This is a genomic window from Bacillus haynesii, from assembly GCF_001969855.1.
Taxonomy (GTDB): domain Bacteria; phylum Bacillota; class Bacilli; order Bacillales; family Bacillaceae; genus Bacillus; species Bacillus haynesii.
In genome coordinates, this window is the sequence record NZ_MRBL01000006.1 from 170,438 (window position 1) to 195,391 (window position 24,954).

The 24,954-nt window shown below is 45.8% G+C and carries 28 protein-coding genes and 2 tRNA genes; 10 read left to right on the forward strand and 20 right to left on the reverse strand.

Going from position 1 to position 24,954, the window contains the following annotated elements; translation table 11 throughout:
* Nucleotides 1-35 precede the first annotated feature (35 nt).
* Nucleotides 36-716, reverse strand: coding sequence for a PspA/IM30 family protein (locus BTA31_RS06750; RefSeq protein WP_076790163.1), 681 nt, complete (start codon nucleotides 714-716; stop codon nucleotides 36-38).
* A 370-nt stretch (nucleotides 717-1,086) separates the two neighbouring features.
* Between BTA31_RS06750 and BTA31_RS06755 the strand changes: the two genes are divergently transcribed.
* Nucleotides 1,087-2,364 carry an MFS transporter gene (locus tag BTA31_RS06755; RefSeq protein ID WP_043928550.1) on the forward strand — a complete coding sequence of 426 codons (1,278 nt, stop codon included), beginning with the start codon at nucleotides 1,087-1,089 and terminating at the stop codon, nucleotides 2,362-2,364.
* Nucleotides 2,365-2,386: 22 nt separating this feature from the next.
* Here BTA31_RS06755 and BTA31_RS06760 read toward each other — a convergent pair whose 3' ends face one another.
* Entirely contained in the window at nucleotides 2,387-3,859 is a 1,473-nt protein-coding gene (locus BTA31_RS06760) for a carboxylesterase/lipase family protein (RefSeq protein ID WP_076790166.1), read from the reverse strand.
* A gap of 152 nt (nucleotides 3,860-4,011) precedes the next feature.
* On the opposite strand from BTA31_RS06760, the gene BTA31_RS06765 reads away from it, so the two are divergent.
* The 3 genes from BTA31_RS06765 to BTA31_RS06775 all read left to right on the forward strand — a co-directional run bounded on the left by BTA31_RS06765 (nucleotide 4,012) and on the right by BTA31_RS06775 (nucleotide 5,546).
* Nucleotides 4,012-4,776: an SDR family oxidoreductase gene (locus BTA31_RS06765; protein WP_043928539.1), complete on the forward strand. Its 765-nt coding sequence runs from the start codon at nucleotides 4,012-4,014 to the stop codon at nucleotides 4,774-4,776.
* Between the two features lie 57 nt (nucleotides 4,777-4,833).
* The gene (locus BTA31_RS06770; protein ID WP_076790169.1) at nucleotides 4,834-5,196 is read left to right on the forward strand and encodes a DUF488 domain-containing protein; all 363 of its coding nucleotides are present in this window, start codon (nucleotides 4,834-4,836) and stop codon (nucleotides 5,194-5,196) included.
* 65 nt (nucleotides 5,197-5,261) lie between these two features.
* Nucleotides 5,262-5,546 carry a hypothetical protein gene (locus BTA31_RS06775; protein ID WP_043928541.1) on the forward strand — a complete coding sequence of 95 codons (285 nt, stop codon included), beginning with the start codon at nucleotides 5,262-5,264 and terminating at the stop codon, nucleotides 5,544-5,546.
* Between the two features lie 26 nt (nucleotides 5,547-5,572).
* Here the strand turns inward: BTA31_RS06775 and ppsA are convergent, their stop codons facing one another.
* Nucleotides 5,573-8,194 carry a phosphoenolpyruvate synthase gene (ppsA, locus tag BTA31_RS06780; protein ID WP_076790174.1) on the reverse strand — a complete coding sequence of 874 codons (2,622 nt, stop codon included), beginning with the start codon at nucleotides 8,192-8,194 and terminating at the stop codon, nucleotides 5,573-5,575.
* 15 nt (nucleotides 8,195-8,209) lie between these two features.
* On the reverse strand, nucleotides 8,210-8,824 hold the full coding sequence (locus BTA31_RS06785) for a TetR/AcrR family transcriptional regulator (RefSeq protein ID WP_076790177.1): 615 nt from the start codon (nucleotides 8,822-8,824) through the stop codon (nucleotides 8,210-8,212).
* A 160-nt stretch (nucleotides 8,825-8,984) separates the two neighbouring features.
* Between BTA31_RS06785 and BTA31_RS06790 the strand changes: the two genes are divergently transcribed.
* Together BTA31_RS06790 and BTA31_RS06795 are read left to right on the forward strand one after the other, a co-directional pair.
* A complete protein-coding gene (locus BTA31_RS06790) occupies nucleotides 8,985-9,215 on the forward strand; it encodes a hypothetical protein (RefSeq protein ID WP_025811974.1) in 231 nt (76 codons plus the stop codon).
* A gap of 48 nt (nucleotides 9,216-9,263) precedes the next feature.
* Nucleotides 9,264-9,941 carry an SOS response-associated peptidase gene (locus tag BTA31_RS06795; RefSeq protein ID WP_076790181.1) on the forward strand — a complete coding sequence of 226 codons (678 nt, stop codon included), beginning with the start codon at nucleotides 9,264-9,266 and terminating at the stop codon, nucleotides 9,939-9,941.
* Nucleotides 9,942-10,008: 67 nt separating this feature from the next.
* Here the strand turns inward: BTA31_RS06795 and BTA31_RS06800 are convergent, their stop codons facing one another.
* A complete protein-coding gene (locus tag BTA31_RS06800; RefSeq protein WP_076790186.1) occupies nucleotides 10,009-10,470 on the reverse strand; it encodes a GNAT family N-acetyltransferase in 462 nt (153 codons plus the stop codon).
* Nucleotides 10,471-10,577: 107 nt separating this feature from the next.
* On the opposite strand from BTA31_RS06800, the gene BTA31_RS06805 reads away from it, so the two are divergent.
* Nucleotides 10,578-10,847, forward strand: coding sequence for a hypothetical protein (locus BTA31_RS06805; protein ID WP_076790191.1), 270 nt, complete (start codon nucleotides 10,578-10,580; stop codon nucleotides 10,845-10,847).
* A 22-nt stretch (nucleotides 10,848-10,869) separates the two neighbouring features.
* On the opposite strand, the gene BTA31_RS06810 is transcribed toward BTA31_RS06805, so the two are convergent.
* From BTA31_RS06810 to groES, 4 genes are all read right to left on the reverse strand, one after another.
* Entirely contained in the window at nucleotides 10,870-11,319 is a 450-nt protein-coding gene (locus BTA31_RS06810) for a YfmQ family protein (RefSeq protein WP_076790194.1), read from the reverse strand.
* 117 nt (nucleotides 11,320-11,436) lie between these two features.
* The gene (locus tag BTA31_RS06815; RefSeq protein ID WP_076790199.1) at nucleotides 11,437-12,354 is read right to left on the reverse strand and encodes a VanW family protein; all 918 of its coding nucleotides are present in this window, start codon (nucleotides 12,352-12,354) and stop codon (nucleotides 11,437-11,439) included.
* Nucleotides 12,355-13,260: 906 nt separating this feature from the next.
* A complete protein-coding gene (gene groL / locus BTA31_RS06825; protein WP_043927779.1) occupies nucleotides 13,261-14,898 on the reverse strand; it encodes a chaperonin GroEL in 1,638 nt (545 codons plus the stop codon).
* 44 nt (nucleotides 14,899-14,942) lie between these two features.
* Nucleotides 14,943-15,227 (reverse strand): co-chaperone GroES, encoded by a 285-nt coding sequence (gene groES, locus BTA31_RS06830; protein WP_003179248.1) that lies wholly within the window; start codon nucleotides 15,225-15,227, stop codon nucleotides 14,943-14,945.
* A 225-nt stretch (nucleotides 15,228-15,452) separates the two neighbouring features.
* On the opposite strand from groES, the gene BTA31_RS06835 reads away from it, so the two are divergent.
* Both BTA31_RS06835 and BTA31_RS06840 read left to right on the forward strand, forming a co-directional pair.
* A complete protein-coding gene (locus BTA31_RS06835) occupies nucleotides 15,453-16,187 on the forward strand; it encodes a CPBP family intramembrane glutamic endopeptidase (protein WP_043927778.1) in 735 nt (244 codons plus the stop codon).
* Complete coding sequence (locus BTA31_RS06840; RefSeq protein WP_076790268.1) at nucleotides 16,187-16,378, forward strand: YdiK family protein; 192 nt, start codon at nucleotides 16,187-16,189, stop codon at nucleotides 16,376-16,378. Before BTA31_RS06835 ends, BTA31_RS06840 begins: the two co-directional genes overlap by 1 nt.
* 45 nt (nucleotides 16,379-16,423) lie before the next feature.
* Here the strand turns inward: BTA31_RS06840 and tatC are convergent, their stop codons facing one another.
* The 4 genes from tatC to moaC are packed head-to-tail and all read right to left on the reverse strand — an operon-like array spanning nucleotide 16,424 to nucleotide 18,579.
* Nucleotides 16,424-17,200: a twin-arginine translocase subunit TatC gene (tatC, locus tag BTA31_RS06845; protein WP_094777412.1), complete on the reverse strand. Its 777-nt coding sequence runs from the start codon at nucleotides 17,198-17,200 to the stop codon at nucleotides 16,424-16,426.
* Nucleotides 17,201-17,206: 6 nt separating this feature from the next.
* Nucleotides 17,207-17,383 carry a twin-arginine translocase TatA/TatE family subunit gene (locus BTA31_RS06850; protein ID WP_043927776.1) on the reverse strand — a complete coding sequence of 59 codons (177 nt, stop codon included), beginning with the start codon at nucleotides 17,381-17,383 and terminating at the stop codon, nucleotides 17,207-17,209.
* A gap of 38 nt (nucleotides 17,384-17,421) precedes the next feature.
* Entirely contained in the window at nucleotides 17,422-18,069 is a 648-nt protein-coding gene (locus tag BTA31_RS06855; protein ID WP_076790211.1) for a redox-sensing transcriptional repressor Rex, read from the reverse strand.
* Between the two features lie 3 nt (nucleotides 18,070-18,072).
* On the reverse strand, nucleotides 18,073-18,579 hold the full coding sequence (gene moaC / locus BTA31_RS06860; RefSeq protein ID WP_076790215.1) for a cyclic pyranopterin monophosphate synthase MoaC: 507 nt from the start codon (nucleotides 18,577-18,579) through the stop codon (nucleotides 18,073-18,075).
* 146 nt (nucleotides 18,580-18,725) lie between these two features.
* On the opposite strand from moaC, the gene BTA31_RS06865 reads away from it, so the two are divergent.
* Nucleotides 18,726-20,651: an ABC-F family ATP-binding cassette domain-containing protein gene (locus tag BTA31_RS06865; protein ID WP_076790218.1), complete on the forward strand. Its 1,926-nt coding sequence runs from the start codon at nucleotides 18,726-18,728 to the stop codon at nucleotides 20,649-20,651.
* Nucleotides 20,652-20,891: 240 nt separating this feature from the next.
* On the opposite strand, the gene tsaD is transcribed toward BTA31_RS06865, so the two are convergent.
* The 7 genes from tsaD to BTA31_RS06900 all read right to left on the reverse strand — a co-directional run bounded on the left by tsaD (nucleotide 20,892) and on the right by BTA31_RS06900 (nucleotide 24,932).
* Complete coding sequence (gene tsaD, locus BTA31_RS06870) at nucleotides 20,892-21,917, reverse strand: tRNA (adenosine(37)-N6)-threonylcarbamoyltransferase complex transferase subunit TsaD (protein ID WP_076790221.1); 1,026 nt, start codon at nucleotides 21,915-21,917, stop codon at nucleotides 20,892-20,894.
* Nucleotides 21,907-22,365, reverse strand: a complete 459-nt coding sequence (gene rimI, locus BTA31_RS06875) for a ribosomal protein S18-alanine N-acetyltransferase (RefSeq protein WP_003179229.1) — start codon at nucleotides 22,363-22,365, stop codon at nucleotides 21,907-21,909. The genes tsaD and rimI overlap by 11 nt, the downstream gene beginning before the upstream one ends.
* 12 nt (nucleotides 22,366-22,377) lie before the next feature.
* Nucleotides 22,378-23,067, reverse strand: coding sequence for a tRNA (adenosine(37)-N6)-threonylcarbamoyltransferase complex dimerization subunit type 1 TsaB (tsaB, locus tag BTA31_RS06880; RefSeq protein WP_043928841.1), 690 nt, complete (start codon nucleotides 23,065-23,067; stop codon nucleotides 22,378-22,380).
* Nucleotides 23,048-23,524 (reverse strand): tRNA (adenosine(37)-N6)-threonylcarbamoyltransferase complex ATPase subunit type 1 TsaE, encoded by a 477-nt coding sequence (gene tsaE, locus BTA31_RS06885; RefSeq protein ID WP_043928839.1) that lies wholly within the window; start codon nucleotides 23,522-23,524, stop codon nucleotides 23,048-23,050. The genes tsaB and tsaE overlap by 20 nt, the downstream gene beginning before the upstream one ends.
* A gap of 8 nt (nucleotides 23,525-23,532) precedes the next feature.
* Nucleotides 23,533-24,510, reverse strand: coding sequence for a thiamine-phosphate kinase (gene thiL / locus BTA31_RS06890; RefSeq protein ID WP_076790226.1), 978 nt, complete (start codon nucleotides 24,508-24,510; stop codon nucleotides 23,533-23,535).
* 237 nt (nucleotides 24,511-24,747) lie between these two features.
* A tRNA-Asp gene (locus BTA31_RS06895) sits at nucleotides 24,748-24,824 on the reverse strand.
* A 31-nt stretch (nucleotides 24,825-24,855) separates the two neighbouring features.
* A tRNA-Met gene (locus tag BTA31_RS06900) sits at nucleotides 24,856-24,932 on the reverse strand.
* Nucleotides 24,933-24,954 lie beyond the last annotated feature (22 nt).

Genomic DNA, 24,954 nt, shown 5'->3' on the forward strand with positions numbered 1-24,954 from the left:
GTCTCTTAACCTCTCACTTTATTCATTTCAAATTGTTATGACTTTTGACCCGCCATTTTCGCTTTCAATGCGGCAAGCGCATCATTCACGTCAGAAGGGCTGTCATATTTAGCCTTCAGGTCTTCTATGTCATCTTGAGGAGCGGCGTTCAGTTCAGCCATCGCATTCGCTTCATCAAGCGCCCGGTTGGCCTTTTCTTCCATTCTGCCGAAAGCGGACATTGAATGGTTGGCATTTGCCGCAGATGAACCGAGTTTATTCATTCTTTCCTGTGTTTTCGCCGCTGTCCATTTCGCTTTGATCTCGGCGCGGCGCGCTTCAAGCTCCCCGATATCTGAAACGAGCTTATCGTGCATTTTTTTCATTTGAAGCGCATTGGATGACGCCGTTTGACATGCAGTTTCTAATTCGGACGCCTTCGTTTCCAGCACCGCTTTCTTTTCTAAAAATGTTCGGGCATCCGCCTCACTGCCGGCTTCCAAAGCCTTCATTGCATAGCGCTCGAGCTTGTCGATTTCCGCCCGGCAATCCGCCAGTTCTCTTTTTGCCCTTTGCTCGGCCGCCATGACGGACGCCGTTTCCGCCTTTACTTTGTTTAAGTCGCTGTTTAAGTTCCTGACGTACTGATCCACCATTTTTTCCGGGTTCTCCGCTTTATCCAGCAAAGCGTTAATATTGCTGGCCATAATGTCTTTGAACCTGCTTAATATACTCATCTGAAAAATTCCTCCTCATAGTAAAATATACTTAGTTTAAATATACTATTTTTCCAGAGGAAAAGTTTCGGTTTTTTAATAAAAAATTGATATAATGGCAGTTTTTCGAGAAAAAATTTCAAACAAAAACAAAACTATTCAGACGTAATATTCTGATTTATATGTTGATTTATTTTTGTTTCCCGAATAAAGTAATACTATAAGCAAAACATTCGGAACAGCCCGCAGGCTGGAACGGATGCAGGGTCGGAATCACCAGAAAATGATAACGCTTACAATTTTGCGTGACTCACTAAGGAAAAATCCAGCATTCAACGCATCAATCCGGCTTCTGTCAGAAAAGAATTCTGATTTGAAAGGGGAGCGAATCATGCCAGGGAGAAAAAAAGGCAGTTTGAAATCGACGATCACGGTTGCCATGTCCAACTATTTGGAGGCGGGATCAATTGTCGCGGGAGCCGGCGGGCTTTCGTTATGGGTTGAATATTTAGGGTTGGACGACGCCCGGGTCGGGCTTCTCGGCGCTTTAAGCGCAAATGGTTTCGGCGCGGCGATCGGCGCTTTTCTCGGCGGTTTTTTAGTCGACCGTTACGGGAGAAAATTCATATACAAATACGATCTATTCGTCTATATGCTTGGCGTTTTACTGATCGCCGTGTCGTTTAATTTTCCCATGCTTTTAACCGGATACATCGTGACGGGAATTGCGGTAGGCGCAGCGATTCCGGCTGCTTGGACTTACATTGCTGAGGAGGCCCCTGATCATGAGCGGGCCGGACGGGTCGGCTGGGGGCAGCTGGCATGGTCGGTCGGACCGGCGCTTACGCTGCTGTTATCGGTTGCCTTGGCGCCGCTCGGTTTAATGGGAAGCCGGTTGATTTTTGCTCAACTATTCGTCGTCGCAGTCATCACCTGGATTTTGCAGCAGCAGATTCACGAATCGTCCATCTGGGAGGAGCAAAAGCGAAAAGAAGCCGAAGACAAAGCAAAAGGAGTTGAAGAAAAGGCGTCGATCAAAGAGCTGTTGACCAACAAAGCGAACCTCCACGCCATGATTCTCCTCATCGGAATTTACGCGTTTTGGAACCTTGTTGCCGGGACGATGGGATATTTCATGCCGTATATCTATGAGACGGTCGGCGGTTTAACAGCGGCGCAAGCCAACATGCTGCAGGCATTTTTATGGATTTTGACAGTGGCGTCCACATACTTCGTCTTTATCCGTCTCGGCGATAAAGTCAATCGGAAAACGCTTTTTGGCATCGGAGCAGCTATGGCAACCGCCGCATGGGTCATCCTCACCTTCGGCACAATGAACATCACAGAGCTTTTATTATTCGTATGCCTGTGGGGCATTTCTGCGGGTTTTGGAGCACAGGCGTTTTACGGACTGTGGGCGGCAGAGCTTTTTCATACGAAATACAGGGCACTCGCCCAAGGCTTCATGTTCTTCATCGTCCGTATCGGCGTCGGACTCATCTCATTGGTCGTTCCTGCGATGATTACGGGATTGGGCTTTAAAACAGCCGGCGCCGTCATGATTGCATTTCTCGTCGTTCATATGATCATCGGGCTCCGTATGGCGCCGGAAACGCGCGGCAAATCGCTTGAAGCCATTCAAAGCGAACGCTATCATCAAAGCGGCTGACCACACAGGTCAGCCGTTTGTTCTAAATCTGCGGGTTAGAGGCTGTCAACATCTTTCTCTTCTCTGAATGAGGGTCGCTTTCAATCGTAATTTTTTGATCAAATATGAGTGTTTTCCGTAAATCTTCATCATATTCAGGCCAGCTGACATGATCGGTGCTTGGATTTCCGGATCGGGCAAAAGACACCCAGGCAGCCTGGATCTGTTTAGCAAGCAGCTCCGCTTCTTCACTGGCCTTCGTACATGTCAGCTGTTCCAAAATGTCCATATTTCCAAATACAAACGGAATCTCTAAGCCGTGCGCCGCTTTGTTGAACGGCGGATGCTCTGAATCGGCATACCAGTCAAACCGGTACATAAAGACAGATGCATGTCGTGATTGAGCCGAAGCGAACACTACGGACGGATGCCAAAAGATCAGATCTGTCATCATATCAACATGGCCTTCCAATGTTCTCGGATACAGAGACGAGGCGGCTTGGGCGGCCTCTTTTCCCATGTATTCTTCTAAAATCTCGTTGATCTTGCTCTCAGGTAAAAGATTCGAATCAGAGGGAAAAAACAAGGCGCCTTCATCACGGTTTGTTCCGATTAATAGATTGATCTCTTTTGCCGCGCCTTTTGCGACGGCGGCCTCAGGCTTCAGCGGCAAGGTTTTTTCATCAAGTGCAGGCAGAAATATCAATTCAAAAATATTTTCTCCCATTAAAGAGCGCAGCTGATCGGCGGCTTGAAGAAGCTCTTGATCAGATACATCGCGAAGGCGCTCCAGGTGATGATGATCAATATCGAGAATCCTTAAGAATCTTTCTGCTGCAGCTTTCGCAAGCTTTTCGGACATAGTTGCGGAAGCCCCGCTTTCCATAATGGCCTGTTGGAAAAGCCCCTTTGCTTTCGGCATCGCCAAAAGCGAAGCGATGCTCATCGATCCCGCCGATTCTCCAAATACCGTAATATGATGACGGTCTCCGCCAAAGAAAGCGATATTGTCTTTCACCCACTCGAGAGCCGCGATTTGATCCAAGAGGCCAAGGTTGCTGCTGTAGGAATCATTTATTGAAGAAAGATGCAAAAAACCGAACGGACCGAGGCGATAATTGATGGTGACCACGATCACCTTTCCCTGCTTTACAAGCTGAGTCCCGTCATAGAGCGGTTCACTTCCGGCGCCGAGATAAAAAGCGCCCCCATGAATCCAAACCATAACAGGCAGATCCCCATCCGCCTCTTCAGGTGCGTATACATTTAAATAAAGGCAATCCTCAGACTTTTGAATCCCCTCTGATTGGGGCAATACCCCGTCAGGCTGCGGACAAACCGGCCCAAATTGAAAAGCATCCTGCTCACCTTCCCAGGCCTCCATTCGCTGCGGTTCCCGAAACCTTAAGTCGCCGACGGGAGGTTTTGCGTAAGGAACGCCTTTAAAGATACGGACTCCGTTTTCCGCTCTGCCTTTCAGCTTTCCGAAGCGTGTTTCGACAGTTGTTTCATACATTTTATTCCACCCCTTTCACTTTTCAATGATAATGGAATCGGAACATACCGTCTAATCAGAATACTTGCACTTTGGAAAATAAAGGGTCATTATAGGATCAGAAGAGATGTTCAACCTATTGTTTAAAAAATTGACGGAAAAGAGGGATTACAATGGAACTGACGGGAAACACAGTGCTGATCACAGGCGGCGCATCAGGAATCGGCTTTGCTTTTGCCGAACGATTTATGAAAGCGGGAAATACGGTCATCGTCTGCGGGAGAAGGGAAAGCAAGCTTAAAGAAGCAAAGGAAAAATATCCGGAAATGACCACGCGTGTATGCGACGTGACCGTTGAAGCGGAACGACTGGCATTATTTGAATGGGTCAAAGAACATCACCCTGGCGTAAACGTACTTGTGAATAATGCCGGAATACAGCAGCGCTACCATATTTTAAAAGCTGATGTGACAGACAATTGGGCTGACTACAATAAAGAAATCACCGTCAATATGGAGGCGCCGATCCACCTGGCCATGCTCTTTAGTCAATACTTTGCCGAAAAAGCCGGGAAAACAGCGATCATCAATGTGACATCAGGGCTGGCGTTTACACCGATGGCGATCGCACCGATCTACTCATCGACAAAAGCCGCTCTCCATTCTTTTACGATGAGTTTAAGACACCAACTTTCCGAGACCGGCGTTGAGGTCATAGAGGTCGCTCCTCCTGCGGTCAATACGGATCTGGGCGGTGTCGGACTGCATGATTTCGGAGCTCCTTTGGATGAATTTGCAGACGCGATCTTTAAAGGACTGGAAGAAGGCCGGTTAGAAATCGGTTATGCCAGATCGGAAAAAGCCTTGCGGATGTCAAGAGATGAAATCGATGAAAGTGTCAGCCAAATGTACAGCTCTTTAAAACATTCCATCGAATAAAAGGGATTTTGGCAGATAGAAGCCGGCCGTTCATATCAACTAGAAGGAGTGATCCAGATGCCGATTGTCCTCCAGCGAATTTATCACGAAAATCCGCAAACAGAAGGGCGCCGCATTTTAATCGACCGGGTGTGGCCGCGCGGCATATCGAAAGAAAAAGCGAACCTTGACTGCTGGCTGAAAGAAATCGCCCCGAGCCCGGATTTAAGAAAATGGTTCGGTCATGACCCAAAAAAATTTGAATCGTTTAAACAAGCCTATCAAAACGAAATCAAACAACACCCTGAAAAACAGAGAAGCTTCAAGGAATTAAAAGAAATGGCGGCGGATGAAACCGTTATTCTGCTTTACGGTGCAAAGGATGAGCGCCATAACCATGCTGTCGTTCTTTATGAGATGCTGAACCGGCAAAGCCTTTGACCTTGAAACTTTTTTCAATCCTTTTCGTATGACAGATAAAGCATCATGCGAAAAGGATGGTAAACATGGAAATGAACCTGTTTTGGATTGGACTTGGTTTAGCGGCTTTAGGCTATTTTATCGGTGACGGCTTGAAAAACTTTAAAAACCCAAAAGGGAGTTATTCAGGCTATCCCTATTTAATCAAAGAAGGCGATTTACATTATTATTTAGGCTTAAGCAAAGTAGAAACGAAAGAGATGCTGCGTAAATATCCTGAAATCCCTAAAATTGAATTAAATGGCACAACCTATTATCCGTATCAGCACTTGATGGATTGGATGTTGTCCGCCGACCTTTATAAAAATTAAAGCGCAGCTCTAAGCTGCGCTTTTTATCATTCGAGTATTTCAACATATCCTTCCGATCCGTTAATCCTGATCTTCTGTCCGTCTTTGATAATCTTTGTGGCATTGTCAACCCCCACCACCGCCGGAAGCCCGTATTCCCGCGCAATGACGGCGCCATGTGTCATGAGGCCGCCCACTTCAGTCACCAAACCTTTGATTGAGACAAACAGCGGTGTCCAGCTCGGATCTGTAAAAGGCGTGACAAGGATATCCCCCTCTTCGATATCAGCTTCCTCCAATTTCAGAATCACTCTTGCCCTTCCTTCGATGACTCCCGATGAAACAGGAACGCCCGCCAACGCTCCTGCCGGAATGTGATCACCCAGGGCTTCTCCGTTGATGACCTCGCCTTCTGAAGTCATCATTCGCGGAGGCGTCAATTTTTCATAATGCTGATATTCTGCTTTTCTTTCTTCGATCTTCTTTACATCTAGACGATTTGTGCAAACAGCCTCTCTCAATTCAGCAAAAGACAGATAATAAATATCCTCCTTCGCTTGAATCAGCTTCTTTCGCTGCAAAACAGCGGCTTCTTTCATCAATGCTTCCTTATATATAAAATATCGTTTGATCAGAGCATATTTGGGATATTCCCGATAGCCGATAAAATTCCGCAGCACACTGATCATCTTCTTTGTCTTTTTTGCCTTTTGTCCGCCTCCCTTTAATTGTTGCAGACGGCTTAACAAATCCTTTTCCTTTTGCTCCGCTTCCAATCGCCCCTGTTCAAACTTGACCGTTCGCGCACCGGGCTCAAAATTCTTGATATTGCTCAAAATGACTGGAGCAAGAATGGAAGGGCGTTCGCTCCAGCGGGTCTTGGTCATATCGATTTCACCGGTACAGCGCATGCCGTATTTCTCAAGGAATGCCCGCAATGTGCTGATAAAGGCGGGACCGCCGTCAAGCTGTTTGAGATCTTCAAAAAAGGTTTCAACATTGGCATGTGCTAAATACTTCTGAACCTCGGGGTATCCTCTGGCAGCATCGGAAACATCCAAAAGCGCCAATCCCATTTCAGATGTGACATTGTGGAATACTGATTGAGAAAGGGTATCGGCGACATTTTTTTCGCCAAGCCATTTCTCCATTTTTCGATTGAGCCAGTATACCGCATATAAACCAACCATAATCACAGCCATGCTCTCTGAATCATAGAGAACTTTTTTCAAGCTTTTTTGATCCTCTTCTATCTGTGCAAATAACGTTTCACCCGATGCATTTTTCAATCGCTGTTCAGCCTCATGAATGGATGCTTCCGCCTTGGACATGAGCCGTTTGACTACACCTGTGTCGTTTTTCCGATAAATCTTCAGCGCATCACCCGGCAGCGACCATGACAGTCCTTCAGCCCCTAACCTAAACATCCGCTTCCCTTTCGGCAGGGTTTTGACAAGCTCCTTTCTTTTCAAAAAATTCACAAGAGCGCTATGCATGAAAGGATCATTTTTCCCCGCCGTACTGAGGACGACTTTCCGCCCAGCAAAAGATGCCAAATCGTGTGATAAATCAATAAAAAGCCTTCCGCCGGCACAAGTCAGCTCATAATCCGAGATCAACCCGAAAAACGATATCCCAAGCGGATTAATCGGCTCTGTCATCATTTGCTGATGCCCGACAGACATATAGACGCGCAGCTTGTCGTCGCTCTGTTCCGGAAGAGGAAACAATGTCGTTACAGGCCGGCTCTGGACAAAGAAAAATTCGCCACCAGCCAGACACCATTCAATATCCTGTGGAAAGCCGAAATGAGCTTCGATTCTCCTTCCCAGTGCTTCAAGCCGTATGATTTGTTCATCGGTTAATGTTTGTTTTTTCCGGCGTCCCGCTTCGACTTCGCGCGCCTCAGTGCCGCCGCTTTCCAAAGAATAGACTGCCGTCTTTTTCTCGGAAATCGTTTTTTGAACGATCGCACCTTCACGAACCTTGTAGTTGTCTGCTGAAACCGTACCAGATACGAGCGCTTCTCCCAAGGCAAAGCTTGCATCAATTGAGGTGACTTTCCGGTTGGATGTAATGGGATCTGCCGTAAACAAAATGCCGGACGCATCCGAAAACACCATCTGCTGGATGATGACCGATAATTGAACTTTGCGGTGGTCAAAACCGTTTTGAATCCGGTAGATCACGGCCCGATCTGTAAACAGTGAAGCCCAGCATTTGCTAATATGCTTCAAGATCGCCTCTATTCCTTTTATATTTAAATACGTATCTTGCTGCCCGGCGAAAGAGGCATGAGGCAAATCTTCCGCCGTAGCGCTTGATCGGACGGCATATGCACCGCCGCCAGCATTTGAGTGAGCGCTTTTAACCGCTTCTTTGATCTCTTCGGCGATTTCGGCCCTTTCAATACCATTGCGGATCTGGAGGGCGAGTTCGTTAATCTGCTCTCTATCCTTCACTTTTAAAAGTGACAGCTGATCAATCAGTTCACTGACCCTGCCGTTTTCGCCGATCATCCTTTCATATGCCTTTGTGGTTACACAAAAACCGGGAGGCACTTGAATGCCGTCCATTTTCGACAATTCGCCCAAGTTCATCCCTTTCCCGCCGACAAGCGGCAAATCGGCTCGATCGACCTCATGAAAGCCCAATACATAGTGTCCCATCAGAAGTCCCCCTTTTTATTCGCCTTCAATACCGAAACGAATCATATCCAAAAACCGTTTTCGTTCTTCAAGAAGACGTCTGCTCCAGGCTGAATCATAATCGTTCTCAGCCGTTACTTTCGCTAGAAACTTTTGTTCAAAATGCCCCATCATGACCATGATGAGTTCGAACGCCTCTTCACGATCGACTCCTTCCCTCAACGGAACTTTCGCAAAAAGCTGTTTTAGAATACGATTTCTAACGGCAAATTGCTCCCCATACTTTGCGGCGATTTCTTCTTTTAATTCGGAAGGCGGTGAAAAAAAGGCTTCTTTCGTGAGCTTATATACGTTTGGATAATCCGCGAAAAACTCAAGCTTAGCCAGGCTTATTTTTTCTTTCGCTTCAAAAAAATCATGATAAGACGACAGGTCATCAAGATAAAGTCGCGACTTTACCTTTTCAATACAATAATCGAGCACAGTTAAGTACAGGGTTTTTTTGCTTTTAAAGTGATGAAAAATCAGCGCCTTTGAAATGCCGGCCGCTTCCGCCAGCATTCCGGTCGAAGTCTTAGCATAGCCGTGCCTTGCAAAAACCTCCAAACAGGCATCGAGTATTTGTTCTTTTTCATAAAGCTGTAAAGGCATTGATCATCATTCCTTTTCGTTATTGACCAATCGGTTAGTATAGAGTGTAGCGTTTGCTGACCATTTGGTCAATATAATAAAACAAGAATGAGGTTTTAACATATGAATTTATTGGTAAAATGAAGGGGGAGCTTACAAAATATGTCGGGGTGAAAAGGCAATGCTGGTGTTGATGGTAAAGTTTATTTTGCTCTTTATTTTATGTTCCATTTCGTTTTCTTTATTTAAAGCATGTGTTTACACAGCGGGTAAAAAGCTGATTGACCGGACCGCGGAGGGATCGGCCCTCAACTGGACCTGCAGTGTATTCATCAAAAACGGTGTGGCCATGACGGGCGATGACTGTTTTGTCATGGCTGTTTCAGCGGCCTTGTTGGCCATTTATATTTAAAAAATCTATTTGCCTCAAACTTTCAATAAACAAAAAAGGTGATCAAAGATGTGCGGCAGGTTTACGCTCTTTTCTGAATTTGATGATATAATTGACCGTTTCGAAATTGATCAAATGGCGATTGAAGATTACAGCCCCAGTTATAACATCGCGCCTTCCCAGTCCATTCTCGCCGTCATCAACGACGGTTCGCATAACCGGCTAGGGCGGCTGCGGTGGGGATTAATTCCGCCGTGGTCAAAGGATGAGAAAATCGGTTATAAAATGATCAATGCGCGCGCTGAGACTTTGGCTGAGAAGCCGAGCTTTCGAAAGCCGCTGATCAGACAAAGGTGCCTCATTCCGGCTGACAGTTTTTATGAGTGGAAGCGCACCGATGCCAAGAAGCGGCCGATGAGGATCAAGCTCAAAACAAATGGACTGTTTTCGTTTGCGGGGCTTTGGGAGAAGTGGCAGCCTGCAGGCGGCAAGCCCGTCTATACATGCACAATCATTACGACTATGCCCAACGATTTAATGAAAGACATTCATGACCGCATGCCCGTCATTCTTGATCGTCAGGCTGAAAAAGAATGGCTGAATCCGAAAAATCAAGACCTTGCGTACTTAGCAAGCCTTTTAAAACCATATGCGTCAAAAGAGATGGAAGCTTATGAAGTCGCGCCTCTCGTCAATTCACCGCATCATAATTCTCCTGAGCTCATCAAAAAAGCCCCTTTGCAATGAAAAAGGGGCTTTTTAGCGAGGCGGCCGGGTCATGACGGCGAGAGCCGCGCCCGCATGATTCAAAAAACTAATGTGTCAGAAGGTAAAATTCACTGCTGAAGCCGATGTCTTCCCAAAAATGCAGTGCCGATTGATTATCGATATCAACCGATACTTGAACGTGAGACACTTGATGCCGCTCAAACCAATCCATCATACGATCTGCAACAAGCTTCCCCAGTTTGTTTCTTCGATAGTCCGGGGCTATGTACACTTCATCGATTTGCCCGCTCAGACAATCGCTGACTAAATCTTTCTTAATAGAGGCCAGTCCGTATCCGACCGCTTCTAGCTTCTCATTCACGACGGCAAAAACCGCTCCGTATGCGGATTGAACATATTGTTTCAGCTGCTGCTGTATCATTTCTCTATCTTGATCATCTAATGAACAATCAGCCGTTTCCAATGTATTTTCATTCCACAAATTGATCAGTTCATCAACAAACTCGGGATTCAAAGGGGCATCAAGCTTTTGAATATGTATGGTCATGGCGTTTCTCCCTGTGCAAGACTTTTCATCAACCACATTTTAAATTAGAATAATATGCAATACAAGGATTTAATTGCTAACGAAACCGAAAGAAAGGTGATGGTGAAATGGACAGCCGTACAGCGCGGGAAAAAGAACCGCCGCTTGTCAAAGTGTTCCATTATCTCACGCTTGCCGGGATATTTCTTCTCATCATTCCATCCGGTTTAAATCCCGTTTATTTGTATGTGGGTTTCATCCTGTTTGGACTGAACATCGGTGTGCGTTCATTCGTTCTTTTGAAGAAGGATAAAAAAGGAGAATTTATCTTTACGATCGCTGCTTGTTTATTTTTGATTGGTTACAGTGCTGTCAGGCTGTATTTTATATCATATTAAAAAAGCAGGTTTTTCCTGCTTTTCAAACCAAATCCGCCGTTTTTAGCCCCCTGCATGTTTGCAGACTGTCGGAACGCAGACAATAAGCGGCCGTCTTTTTCTTATATTGTTTAACGACGTCTATATGATCATCGTATCTGTACACCAACAGCTTCACAGCATTTTTTCCTTTTTTTGTTTCGATAACAAACGGTGTCCCGGCGTTTTTCGGATTTACATACAGCGGCTCATCTCCCGGGTAGATGTAGTACCGCTCCATAAATACGGCGTCATTAAAGTTTTGAATAAATTGACTCTTGTCAGATCCCTCTAAACGTTCTCCGCCGAGCGTGACTTTAACATTCGCTTCCTCAAGCTTCACATGAACTTGAAATTTGCCGGTCAGCCACTCTACGACACCGCTCGGAAGGCAAGTGACCAATATTTTAAAAAGACTGAAGATAACCAAAAAGGTTACAAAAAGCCATGTCACTCGATCATCTCCTCTTGTCTGAAATTTAATGATGTCCTTGATTCATCCTATCATACAGGCAAAAGGATTTTATTGTACATTATGTGAACAAGTGCAGCGCTAGATGAACATTCGCCTTCAGTGATCGCCGCTCTGATGCTCTTCTTTCGGAATTTCAGACGGAGCCTTCGGAACTTTTCGCAGCTGGTGATTGACCACGTCAGAAGAATAAAGCGTCACAACCATCGTTCCTCCATGCCGTTTTGCCCGGATCAAGACCGGCTGGTTATATTTGTTTTGAAAGCGCAAATCAGGTCCGCCCCAGCTGACCGTCGCGTCACGCCCCGGCGGAACATAAGGGACACGCCGGCTATGGGAATAGCGCTGGACGATTTCGAGTCCTGCCCGATCAACCGCATTAAACAATGTCGACGAAACCTGGCAAATGCCTCCACCCACCCCTTCAGACAATTCGCCTCTCACAATAATGGGAGCACGCATATATCCCTTGTCCGGCGTCCTCATTCCGACAACTTTGTTAAATGAAAACGTCTCATTAGGAAACACAACATGATTGTCGATCGCTTTTGCCGCGAGTGAAATGTTGTGCGTCCTGCTTTTATTCCCGGAATTAAAATACGTCACATACTGGCCGATCCGCTGTGTCCGGATATGGGAAAGCAGTTCGCTGTCCACTTTCGGGTAAACGTTCAATTCAGGCACTTCGATTGTGGACGAGCCATCCCCATAAAAATACGCGTAAAACTGCTCCTTAAACCCCTTCCGGGAAAGGCTGTAGCCAACCTTGCCGGGAACGATCCTTCCCTGATCATTGATCACGGCGTTGACGGGATCCTTGTGTACTTTCCGCTCAAGCCTGTCAACGAACTCGCCGTATTTTTTATCATCAATCATCGGTGTCCCGGGAAGCGGCATTGTAAAATCTTCGCGGTTCACAACGGCCACTTTCTTCCCTTGCTGGGTGATCGTTAAGCTGTCAGAATGCCCCGCGGGCTGCGCTAATAGTAAAAGTCCAGTCATCCAAATTTTCAACATAAGTCGATGTACCTCCCGATATTAGTATGAACAGGAGATGACATTTGATGTACTGGACGTGTGATGCTTTCATGATGATCTATATTATGGATTGGAAAGGTTACACTAATGGAGGGAAGCTAAAATAAGTATAAAGCATGCATTAAGCCTGTTTATTTTCATTGGTTCCTTTACTTTTTTGCCTGATTAACATTACGCTGGTAGCGATCAGGACTGTCAAAAAAATGATACCTGAGTACAGGAACCCAATAAGCTCTACGCCATTAAATTTGTACATCAAATAACTGCCGATAAAAAAGATTGTCCCTAGCAGGGAAAATGAATTCAATCGATTTACAATTCTTTTGACCATTTTTATAAAACCCCCTTTTCTCATACAGAATCAAATGTAGGTCTTGCGGTTTTAATGCCATTTGCTGACGTACTGGCCGTTGAAAGAGATTACAGGCAATAGCAAGCCCCAATATCAAATGCAGAATTAGAGCGAGATTTATTAAGGCTACTCTTACCGAAGTTCATAATATAAAATATATGCCCTTCTCTTTGAGAAGGGCATGTCGCTACTTGTTCTGTTGATTTTCTTTTAAAGTGAGACTTAAAAATAGAAGAGCCAATAAAATGAAAGCAATGTTTACCAACCAGGACTTTCAGCTAGCCGCAGGGTTAAAAAATATACCGAGCAGGTGAATAATAGATGAAAATGATAAAAGCAAAAACATTAGTTTGTTGTCCGACATAATTGTTTAACCTTTCTAAAAAAGTTCAGATTCTAATTATACCATAATCCCCAAAAAGGAAATTATTCCATGGATAAAAGGGGATTTATATGTCATCTCAAGTTAAAATAAAAAGAGGCTCTAAAAAGAGCCTCTTTTCCTTGATATATCAGCGTTTTGGACGCTGGGCTTACATCATGCCGCCCATGCCACCCATTCCGCCCATGTCAGGCATTCCTGCGCCGCCGCCTTTGTTTTCTTCAGGCTTGTCGGCAACAACTGCTTCAGTTGTCAGGAACATAGCCGCTACAGATGCTGCGTTTTGCAGAGCTGAGCGTGTTACTTTTGTAGGGTCAACGATACCTTTGTCGATCATGTTCACCCATTCGCCTGTTGCAGCGTTGTAGCCTACACCAATGGCTTCGCCTTTCAAGCGCTCAACGATGACAGATCCTTCAAGACCCGCGTTGTGTGCGATTTGACGGATTGGTTCTTCAAGAGCGCGAAGAACGATGTTGATACCAGTCAGTTTGTCGCCTTCAGCTTCAAGGGCAGCTACTTTATTGTAAACATTGACAAGAGCTGTACCACCGCCGGATACGATTCCTTCTTCTACCGCGGCGCGAGTAGAGTTCAGGGCGTCTTCGATGCGAAGCTTGCGTTCTTTCAGTTCAGTTTCAGTCGCAGCGCCGACTTTGATGACAGCTACGCCGCCTGCAAGTTTAGCAAGACGCTCTTGTAATTTTTCTTTATCGAACTCAGAAGTTGTTTCTTCAACTTGAGCGCGGATTTGGTTAACGCGGGCCGCGATTTGTTCTGTGTCTCCTGCACCTTCAACGATCGTTGTGTTTTCTTTTGTGACAACGACTTTAGAAGCGCGTCCCAATTGTGTGATTTCAGTTGATTTCAGGTCTAGGCCTAAATCTTCTGTGATCACTTGCGCACCTGTCAGGATCGAGATGTCTTCAAGCATCGCTTTGCGGCGGTCACCGAATCCAGGAGCTTTTACAGCCACTGCATTGAACGTTCCGCGAAGTTTGTTGAGAACGAGTGTCGCAAGTGCTTCACCTTCTACATCTTCAGCGATCAGAAGCATAGGTTTGCCTTGTTGCACGACTTGCTCAAGCACCGGCAGGATTTCTTGAATGTTTGTGATTTTTTTGTCTGTTACTAAGATGTACGGATTATCAAGAACCGCTTCCATCTTATCGGAGTCTGTCACCATGTAAGGAGACGCATATCCGCGGTCGAACTGCATACCTTCAACCACTTCAAGCTCTGTTGTGAATCCTTTGGATTCTTCAATCGTGATGACACCGTCGTTGCCGACGCGCTCCATTGCTTCAGCGATCAGGCTTCCGACTTCTTCGTCAGCAGCGGAGATTGAAGCAACTTGTGCGATTGATTCTTTGCCTTCGATTGGTTTAGAGATTTCTTTCAGGCTTTCAACAGCTACAGCCACAGCCTGCTCGATACCTTTGCGCACGCCTACAGGGTTAGCGCCGGCAGTTACGTTTTTAAGACCTTCGCGAATCATCGCCTGAGCCAGAACTGTCGCTGTTGTTGTACCGTCACCGGCAACATCGTTTGTTTTGCTCGCAACTTCAGCAACAAGCTTTGCGCCCATGTTTTCGAACGCGTCTTCAAGCTCGATTTCTTTCGCGATCGTTACACCGTCGTTTGTGATTAATGGAGAACCGAATTTTTTCTCAAGAACGACGTTGCGTCCTTTAGGTCCCAAAGTTACCTTTACAGCATCCGCCAATGCATCTACACCGCGCAGCATTGAACGGCGGGCTTCTTCGCTAAACTTAATATCTTTTGCCATGTTATTCGAACCTCCTATATAATTGTCTCGTTTTTATTTATGACTTAGCCGATAACAGCTAAAATGTCGCTTTCACGCAAGATTAAGTAGTCAGTACCTTCATATTTCACTTCGGTACCTGCATATTTTGAGAAGATGATGCGGTCGCCTGTTTTAACTTCTAATGCAACGCGCTCTCCGCTCTCTAACACACGGCCTGAACCGGCTGCAACCACTTTACCCTCTTGTGGTTTTTCTTTTGCGGAGTCAGGAAGTACGATTCCGCTAGCAGTTTTTTCTTCAGACTCAACGAGCTCAATGACAACGCGATCACCTAATGGCTTTAACAATGAAACAACCTCCTCAATATTTTCATATGTAATTTTAGCACTCGCACTCGGTGAGTGCTAACACAATTCTTATAATAAAGAATCTCCCAGGCAATTTCAAGTGAAAAGGTCAAATTTTTTTGCGCTTACATTTCTCCGCATATCCTTATCATCCTATAATTTAAAAAGAGTGTGTTACAATAAACATAGTCTGATTTAGATTTTTAGAAAAGGAGTACATAAAGCTTGAGAAAACAATACTGGTTTATTATATTGGCATACGTTCTCATGCAATTGTCGGCGTATGTCGGCTTGCCTCTTCTCTACTTTTTGGGAGTGGGCAGAGGACAGCCCAAAGCTGAAGCCCAGCTTACATTGGCGGGCGTCTGGTCTGTCATCGCGTTTACCCTCTGTCTCGTCATCGTGCTGCTGATTTTGCGGACGGTCCCGAAGACGACGCTTCGCAACCGTCCAAAAGCATCGGTTGGAGCGTCAATCGGATGGGCTGTAGCCGGCGTCTTTCTCGCTTTGTTTGCGCAGTCAATTGCCGCTTCGATCGAAATGAACTTGTTTGGGGTCAACCCGGAATCCGAAAATACGCAGCGGATCATGGACATCATCACCGCATTGCCGCTGATGGTGTTTGTCTCTTCTGTATTCGGTCCGATTCTTGAAGAAATCATTTTCAGAAAGATCATTTTCGGCGCGATCTATGAGAAAACGAATTTTTTCGTTGCCGCTCTGTTCAGTTCGGTACTTTTCTCGGTCGTCCATTTGGATTTCAGCCATCTGCTCATTTATACGGCAATGGGATTCACATTCGCCTTTTTATATGTCAGGACCAACCGGATTATCGTGCCCATTTTCGCCCATGTCGCCATGAATACTTTCGTCGTCTTGCTGCAGACATTCCGGGAGCCTATTGAAAAATATTTGGAACACGTCGAGAAAATGCAAATGATTATTGGAGGATTTCTATGATGAGAAGCCCTAAATTCTGGGGAGCGATTTATTTATTAACGGGTGTGCTGTTTACGTATCTGGCGGCAACCTCGCCCGGAAACATGTGGTCTTTTTATACGATCCTGCTGATGCTTTTCGCAGCCTATAATATCAGCATTTCCTTTAAAATGTTCGCCCTGGCCCGCAGGATGAAGCGAAAGGATCAATAGCTTTTTATGTGAAGGAAAAGAGCCATTCTGAAAAAAGAATGGCTCTTATTTTGTATGGTTGTTCAAAAACGCTTGATTTTCCTCTTGAATCATTGTTTTTTGCGCCTGCCTGTAGGATATTCTTGAAATCACGATACTGATTTCATAAAGAATGAGCAATGGCACGGAGACCATTAAATGCGACAAAAGCTCAGGCGGTGTAATGAGCGCCGCAATGACGAACAACACAAAATATGCATATTTTCTGATTTTCGCCAAAAACATCGGCGTCACGAGCCCGAGCCTTGTGATAAACATGATCACCACAGGCATCTGAAACAATAAGCCAAAAGGAAGCGTCAACTGAAGCAGAAACTGAAAATATTCGTGTATTCCGATGACCTGATTGACATTCAGATCATCTGAGACTCTCGTCATAAAGTCCACGACAAACGGAAATAAAATAAAGTAAGAAAAGGCAATGCCGCCTAAAAAAAGAATGATCGATACCGGAATATAGCTGAGCGTCACTTTTCGTTCTTTTTCATACAGCCCCGGGCTGATGAAAGCCCACAGCTGGTATAAAACAAGCGGCGAAGTCAAGACGGCCCCGATGATGAACGCGAACTGCACGTACACAAATAAAGGATCGGTCAGCTTGAACGCGTTAAGCGTCAGCAGCTTCGCTTCATCCGTCTGCTGCAGATAGATAATCAGCGGCTTTGCCATTAAAAAGCCTGCCGCAACAAATAAAACAAAAAAGAAAAAAGTGATCACAAGCCGTCTGCGTAATTCTGTGATATGTTCTATCAGCGACATTTCTCTTTCCTTCATAAATGTCATCCTATCCTACTGATCTTCTTTCTTTTTATTATCGGAATCGTCGTCAGCCAAACCTTTTGTCGCATTTTTAAACTCCCGCAGCGTGTTTCCCGCCGCTCTTCCCAGCTCGGGAAGTTTTTTCGGGCCGAATATTAAAAGTGCCACCACGACAATTAAAATAAAGCTTCCAGGACCGATTGGCATAAAGCCTGCCCCCTTTCCTTTATTTTTCGTTTTCCGTTTTACTTTTCCTGCATTGAATAATGTTTCAGAAAATACACCAGCGACTGAAGTTCAACCGCCAAATCTATATGATGAATGCGAATGTGTTCCGGCACATTCAAGCGGGCCGGCGTAAAATTAAGAATGCCTTTAATGCCAAGCGCCACCAGCCTGTCTGTAATCGACTGTGCGGCTTGAGCTGGAACCGTCAAAATGGCGACCGGGATATCATCATCCGTCATATGCTCTTCAAGCTTATTCAGATCATAGACGGGGACGCCCCCGACCTCGGTTCCGATTTTTTCTTTATTGATGTCAAACGCCATGGCGATTTTTGTATTATTGTTTTTGATAAAATTGTAATGGAGAAAGGCTGTCCCCAAATTCCCCACGCCAATGAGCGTTACGTTCGTCGTTTCATCCTGATCAAGCGTCTTTCTGAAAAAGGACAGCAAATAATTGACATTGTAGCCGTATCCTTTTTTTCCGAGCGCGCCGAAGTACGAGAAATCCCTGCGGATTGTCGCGGAATCGACTTTGACGGCATCGCTCAACTCAGCGGAAGATACACGCTGTTTTCCGGATGCATGAAGGTTTTTTAAAAAACGATAGTATAATGGCAGCCGTTTCGCTGTCGCTTGCGGAATTTTTGAATGATCCATGTTCATAAACTAATCCTCCATGTCTACATCAGCTTTTTCCCTTTTATAGTCACCGTTTTTCCCGCCTGTCTTTTCGAGAAGAAAGGTCGGTCCTATCACCATTCCCTTATCCGCCGCTTTGCACATGTCATATACGGTTAGCGCACATACGGAGGCGGAAGTTAACGCTTCCATTTCCACACCTGTGCTCCCTTTGGTCTTGACTTCAGATTGAATATGCAGGATGCTCTTCTGTTCTTTCTCCTCCCAGCGAAAGGTGATGTCGACTCCTTTCAGAGCGATTGGGTGGCACATCGGGATGATAGCGGATGTCTGTTTTGCGGCCATGATTCCGGCCACTTGCGCCACCGCCAATACATCGCCTTTTCCGATTTCCCGGTTTTTGATTTTTTCATGTACTTTTCGATTCATTGACACGCTTGAAACAGCCACAGCTGTGCGCACTGAAGCTTCCTTTTCGCTTATATCAACCATCTTGGCTCTGCCTTGTTCATTAAAATGTGTAAACTCATTCATGTTCTTAACTCTCCTTATAACGATCATACACTATTTTTTTCGTTCTGTCTTTTTCTTCGGCTAAAATCTTCCAGACTTCACTTAATTGTTTGCTGACTGCGCAGTGATAAGCTACACTTAAAATAGCAGACAAGAGGTGAAAGATCATGATGATTTTACAAGTGAACCAGCTTTCAAAATCGTTTGGAGCCGATACGATTTTAACGAATATAAAACTCGAAGTCAGATCTCGGGACCGGATTGCGATCGTCGGACGCAACGGCGCCGGAAAATCGACTCTCCTAAAGATTATCGCAGGAAAGCTTTCATATGAAAAGGGGGACATTATCAAACCGAAGGATTTGACGATGGGCTACCTTGACCAGCATTCCGGCCTCGATTCCAAGCTGACGCTTAAAGAGGAATTGCTGTCGGTATTTGATTTTCTAAAAAAAATGGAAAAAGAAATGCGCGCAATCGAGGAAAAGATGGCGCAAGCCGGACCGGACAAGCTTGAATCATTGATGAAGACGTATGACAGGCTTCAGCAGGCGTTCAAGGACAAAGGCGGCTACCAATATGAAGCAGAGGTCAGATCCGTCATGCACGGGCTCGGCTTTGCGGGATTTGACGACTCCGTCCGCGTCCAGGACTTAAGCGGAGGCCAAAAAACAAGGCTTGCCCTCGGAAAAATGCTTTTGACAAAACCCGCCCTCCTCATCTTGGACGAACCGACAAACCATTTGGATATCGACACCCTGACATGGCTTGAACAATATTTGCAAAACTACAGCGGAGCGATTTTAATCGTTTCCCATGACAGGTACTTTCTTGACAAAGTGGTTACCCAAGTTTACGAGATTACCCGGTCGCAAAGCAAAAAATATATCGGGAACTACAGCTCTTATCTCCACTTAAAAGCCGAGCAGCTGGAAAGGGAAACAAAGCTTTACGAAAAGCAGCAGGACGAAATCGCCAAGCTGCAGGAGTTCGTCGACCGGAACCTGGCAAGAGCTTCGACGACGAAACGGGCGCAGAGCAGACGAAAGCAGCTTGAACGGATGGAGATCATGGACAAACCGCTTGGAGATGAAAAATCGGCGTCATTCCGCTTTGAAATTACTAGACAAAGCGGAAACGATGTACTGCGAGTGGAAGATCTGACAGTAAGCTATCAGGAGCAGCCCCCGCTTCTCCGTTCATTGGATTTTCGCATTACCCGCGGGGAAAGCGTTGCGCTGGTCGGGCCGAACGGGATCGGCAAGTCAACCCTTTTGAAAGCATTGATTCAAAAGCTGAAGCCGGTGTCGGGAACAATCGCGACGGGCTCCCATGTCTCAATCGGCTACTATGACCAAGAGCAGGCTGAATTGACTTCGTCAAAACGCGTGCTTGACGAGCTTTGGGACGATTATCCGGAGATGAGTGAAAAGGAGATCAGGACTTGCCTCGGCAACTTCTTGTTCTCAGGAGAAGATGTGTTAAAACCTGTACACGCGTTAAGCGGAGGCGAAAAAGCCAGGCTTGCCCTCGCCAAGCTGATGCTGCAAAAAGCGAACTTCCTGATCCTTGATGAGCCGACAAACCATCTCGACCTGGACAGTAAGGAAGTCTTGGAGAACGCTTTAATCGATTACCCGGGAACGATATTATTTGTGTCCCATGACCGCTATTTTATCAACCGGATCGCGACAAAAGTACTGGAGCTTTCCCGTGACAAAGCAGAAGAATATCTGGGCGACTACGATTATTACACAGAAAAAAAAGAGCAGCAGCTTGAACTGAAAGAACTGGAAAAACAGACGGAAGAGCGTCAGAAAAACGCTTCCGAAAAACTGGGCACAAAAAAGAGCTATGAAGAAGAAAAAGAGCTGAAAAGAAAAGAACGCCAGCGGCAGCGCAGGATTGAAGAAATCGAAACAAGAATTACGGCCATTGAAGAACAGATCGAAAAGAACGAAGAGCTCCTGTGTGAACCCGACGTCTTCCAAGACCACGAGAAGGTTCAGGAAATCCACTCTGAAAATGAACGGCTGAATGAGGAGCTTGAACATCTGTTATCCGAATGGGAAACACTTTCTACAAATGAATAAAGGATGAACCGCTCCAAGCCGGAGCGGTTTTTTTGTCCACAATTAAAATCCTTTATTTTAAGGAAAGAAAGCGATTTACCCACAATATCCACAAAAAACATAATATTTATACACATTATTAACAGGTGAAAAAGGTCTGTAAATTAAGGTTTTTTACATTATGCACAAGGCTGTGGATATATGTTAATAACCTGTTAATAATTTTTTCATTGGCAAAAAAACCTCACGCTTTGTGAGGTTTCAATAAGACGTCAAATCTAAGCCAGGCTGTCCGTTCATATCGTATTTTCCTCTGATTCCTTTTTCAAAAGCAACCGTACCAGCGGCAGCAATCATGGCGGCATTGTCCGTACACAGCGAGAGCGGCGGGATCAAAAGCTCAATCTCCGGATGGCTGCTGAACGTTTTTTCGAGCGCCGCCCTCAGCCCTTTGTTTGCAGCAACTCCTCCGGCAAGCAGCACCTGTTTGACGCCGTAAGCATTCGCAGCGCGTTCTGTTTTTGTCACGAGGACATCAATGACACTTTCCTGAAAGCTGGCTGATAAATCTTCCGGAGCTATCGTTTCTCCTTTTTGCGAAGCGTTGTGAAGCGTGTTGATGACTGCGGACTTCAATCCGCTGAAGCTGAAATGATAAGAGCCTTCTTCAAGCCATGCGCGCGGCAGGGGCACATTTGCCTCGCCTTTTTGCGCAAGTTTGTCAATGTGAGGTCCTCCTGGATAAGGGAGTCCCATCGTTCTCGCCACTTTGTCATAGGCTTCGCCTGCAGCATCGTCGAGCGTCTCTCCGATTACTTCAAATGAGCCGTGCTCTTTCATATACACGAGTTCGGTGTGGCCGCCTGAGACGACAAGGGCAAGCGCCGGAAATTGAATGTCCTGAACAAGCCTGTTCGCATAGATGTGACCGGCAATGTGATGCACGCCTACGAGCGGTATGCCCCGGGCAAAACTGAGCGCTTTCGCAGCATTCACGCCGATCAATAAAGCACCGACAAGCCCCGGTCCTTCCGTTACTGCAATGGCATCAATGTCGTCAAACGTCATGTCCGCTTGTGCAAAGGCTTCCTCAAGCACGATCGTGATCTGTTCAACGTGATGCCTTGATGCGATCTCGGGAACAACGCCCCCAAACCGTTTATGACTCTCGATTTGCGACGCTACCACGTTTGAGACGATATCCGTCCCGTTTTTGACAATCGCGGCGGCAGTCTCATCACAGCTTGTTTCGATTCCTAATATATACAGATCTTTTTTATGATTCATTTAGTCTCACCCACATTAATAATGCATCTTCCCCATTATCGGTATAATAATTTTTGCGAATTCCTCCCGGCTCAAAGCCGAGCTTTTTGTATAAGCTCTGTGCAATATGATTCGATACCCTCACCTCTAAAGAAAGCTGAACCGCCCTTTTCATCCGGCAAAGCTTCATGGCGGCTTTCAAAAGAGCTTCTCCGAAACGGCGGCCCCGGTATGCAGGTGAAACGGCAATGTTGGTGATCTGGGCGTCATCCATTACGATCCAAATCCCGCAGTAGCCGACGACTTGTTCCTCAACTTCAAGAACGAGGTAATGAGCATACATATTGTGAAAAAGCTCATGATGAAAAGATTCTTTTTTCCACGGAGAAGAAAAAGAGCTTTTTTCAATTTCAAAAACCTGGTCCAAATCCTTTGGATTCATATCGCGTATGACCATTTGCGTGTTCATGGCTTCACCCGTTTACTTTTGTTTTTCAAGCCAGACGGCCTCGGCTTCGGCCAGACGAATATAGTTTGGAACAATGCTGTGCACTGGCTCGTCCTCTTTAAGTTCTCCGATTAAAGCCAATTCTGAAGGTCTTGGAAGCTGCAGGGCAGGGCCTGCAATAACCGCTTGTTCACCGAGAATCTGTTCGATCATTTCCTGGTGAATCTCTGTGTCGCTTCCTATGAAAAGGACTTGCTGATCCATGGCTTTCAGCTTTTTAAGCCAATCTTCAAGCAGAATGTTTTGGTCCTCTTCTAATCCATGCAGTTTACCGTCCCTATACTGGTACAGTCCCGTATAAACCTGACCGCGCCTGGCATCAAACAACGGACAAATCAAGCCTTGGAAAAACCGGCCGTTTGCCGCAAGCACTTCAAGGCTTGAAACGGTTTTAATCGGAATATTTAATGACCATGCAAGCGTTTTGGCAATCGTCACGCCGATCCGCACGCCTGTATATGAACCCGGGCCTTTGGCAACTGCAATTTGGGTCAGGTCATTAGGCTCTAAACCGCACTCTTTAAGAAGTTCGTCGATTGCCGGCATGGCTCTGACCGAATGGTTTTTCTTTAAGTGGGATATATGCTCAGCTATCATTTTTCCGTCTTTGATTAATGCCACTCCGAGCGTTAAATTGGATGTATCAATCGCAAGTATCGTCATGTTTGCTGATCTCCTCGCAAAGATTTTCGTAGCGCCTGCCTTTAGGGGTAAAAGTCAGCTTTCGTTCATCATCACCAAGCCGCTTAATGACCACCTCAAGGCGTTTTTGCGGAAGCTGCTCTTCAATCAAATGCGCCCATTCCACAAGGCAGACGCCGTCTCCCTCAAAATATTCATCTAATCCGAGATCTTCCGTCTCATCTTCCATCCTGTACACATCCATATGAAACAGCGGAAGAGAGCTGTCACGGTATTCTTTGATGATGGTAAAAGTCGGGCTGTTGACAACCCGCTTGATGCCGAGCCCTTCGGCAAACCCTTTCGTAAAAGTCGTTTTACCTGCTCCTAGATCGCCCTCCAATGTGATGACATCACCGGGCTGAACATACTTAGCTGCCAGTCTGGCAATGTTTTTTGTCTCTTCAGGCTCTGTCGTTTTCCACTCTAACGTTTTCACTTTACTTGTCACCTGTCTTGTTTAAAATGGTTATATCCTTTTTTCTCGAGAAGAACGCGGTCCTGTCCGTCATGATAAAACACTTCCGCCTGTCCTTGTTGTGTGACGCGGCCGATTTGATAAACCGGCACATCATGCTCGAAGCATTCCTGACTAAAACGTTCCCATTGATCATTAGAAATCGTACCGACGAGTTCAAAATCCTCGCCGCCGAAAAGGACCCACTCTTCCCATTTTGTGTTCAATGTATGTAAATCCGAATGGACCGGAATCATCTCTTTATATATGTCAATGGAAACTCGGCTCGCTTCGGCAATTTCATTTAATTCGCTGGCAAGCCCGTCGCTGATATCATTAAGTGCCACATGATGATAGCGGGAACAGATCAAACCTGCTTCCACCCTCGGCTCAGGCCTCTTGTGCCGCTCAATAAAATATTGAGACTGCTTATTCACCTGTGCTTGGTCCAATATAAAAGACAGACCGGCAGCAGATGAGCCAAGTTCTCCCGTTACAAAAACGATATCCCCGGGCTCGGCATGGCTCCTTAAACAAGATCTGCCCTTTTCAATCTCGCCGATTGCTGTTACGGTCAAAACGAGCGGTCCGTTGGCGGATACGGTGTCACCGCCGATTAAATCCATTTGATATAGTGTCGCCAGTTTATTCATTTCTTCATACATGGCTTCAATATCCGTCGCGCGCCAGCCGGAAGGAACGGCGATTGACACAAGATAATACTTGGGTCGGCCTCCCATTGCGGCAATATCGCTAATATTCACAGCCAACGCTTTATATCCGATATCGGCAGGCGATGAATGGGATGATAAAAAATGAATACCGTCGACCATCGTATCGACTGCCACGATTTCCTGATAACCGTTCTTCGTATGATAAACAGCGGCATCGTCTCCAATACCGACTTCTATTTCCTGGTGAGAAAGCGAACGGGGCGTAATCCTTTGAATCAATTCAAATTCGTCCATGAGATCATTTGCTCCTTTGCTGTTGCAACCAATCAAAACACTATCATTAGTTTATCGAATTCTCACCAATTATCCAAGGAAATAAAGAAACTCGGCCTCACATCCTGTCAGGAGGAAAGCCGTGTGCTTTCTCGTCCTGTAAGCAAAGAAAGCTCGGCTGAAGCCAAGCTTTCAGCATTGACCTGAAAAAAAACATAAAAAAAACGAAAACCTCGAAGATTTCGTTTGTGTGCAACATGGCGGTCCGGACGGGACTCGAACCCGCGACCTCCTGCGTGACAGGCAGGCATTCTAACCAACTGAACTACCGGACCATTTTTTATTGGATTGTATGCAAATTATATTTGGTTGCGGGGGCAGGATTTGAACCTGCGACCTTCGGGTTATGAGCCCGACGAGCTACCGAACTGCTCCACCCCGCGATAATATAAACAGCTTGGCGGC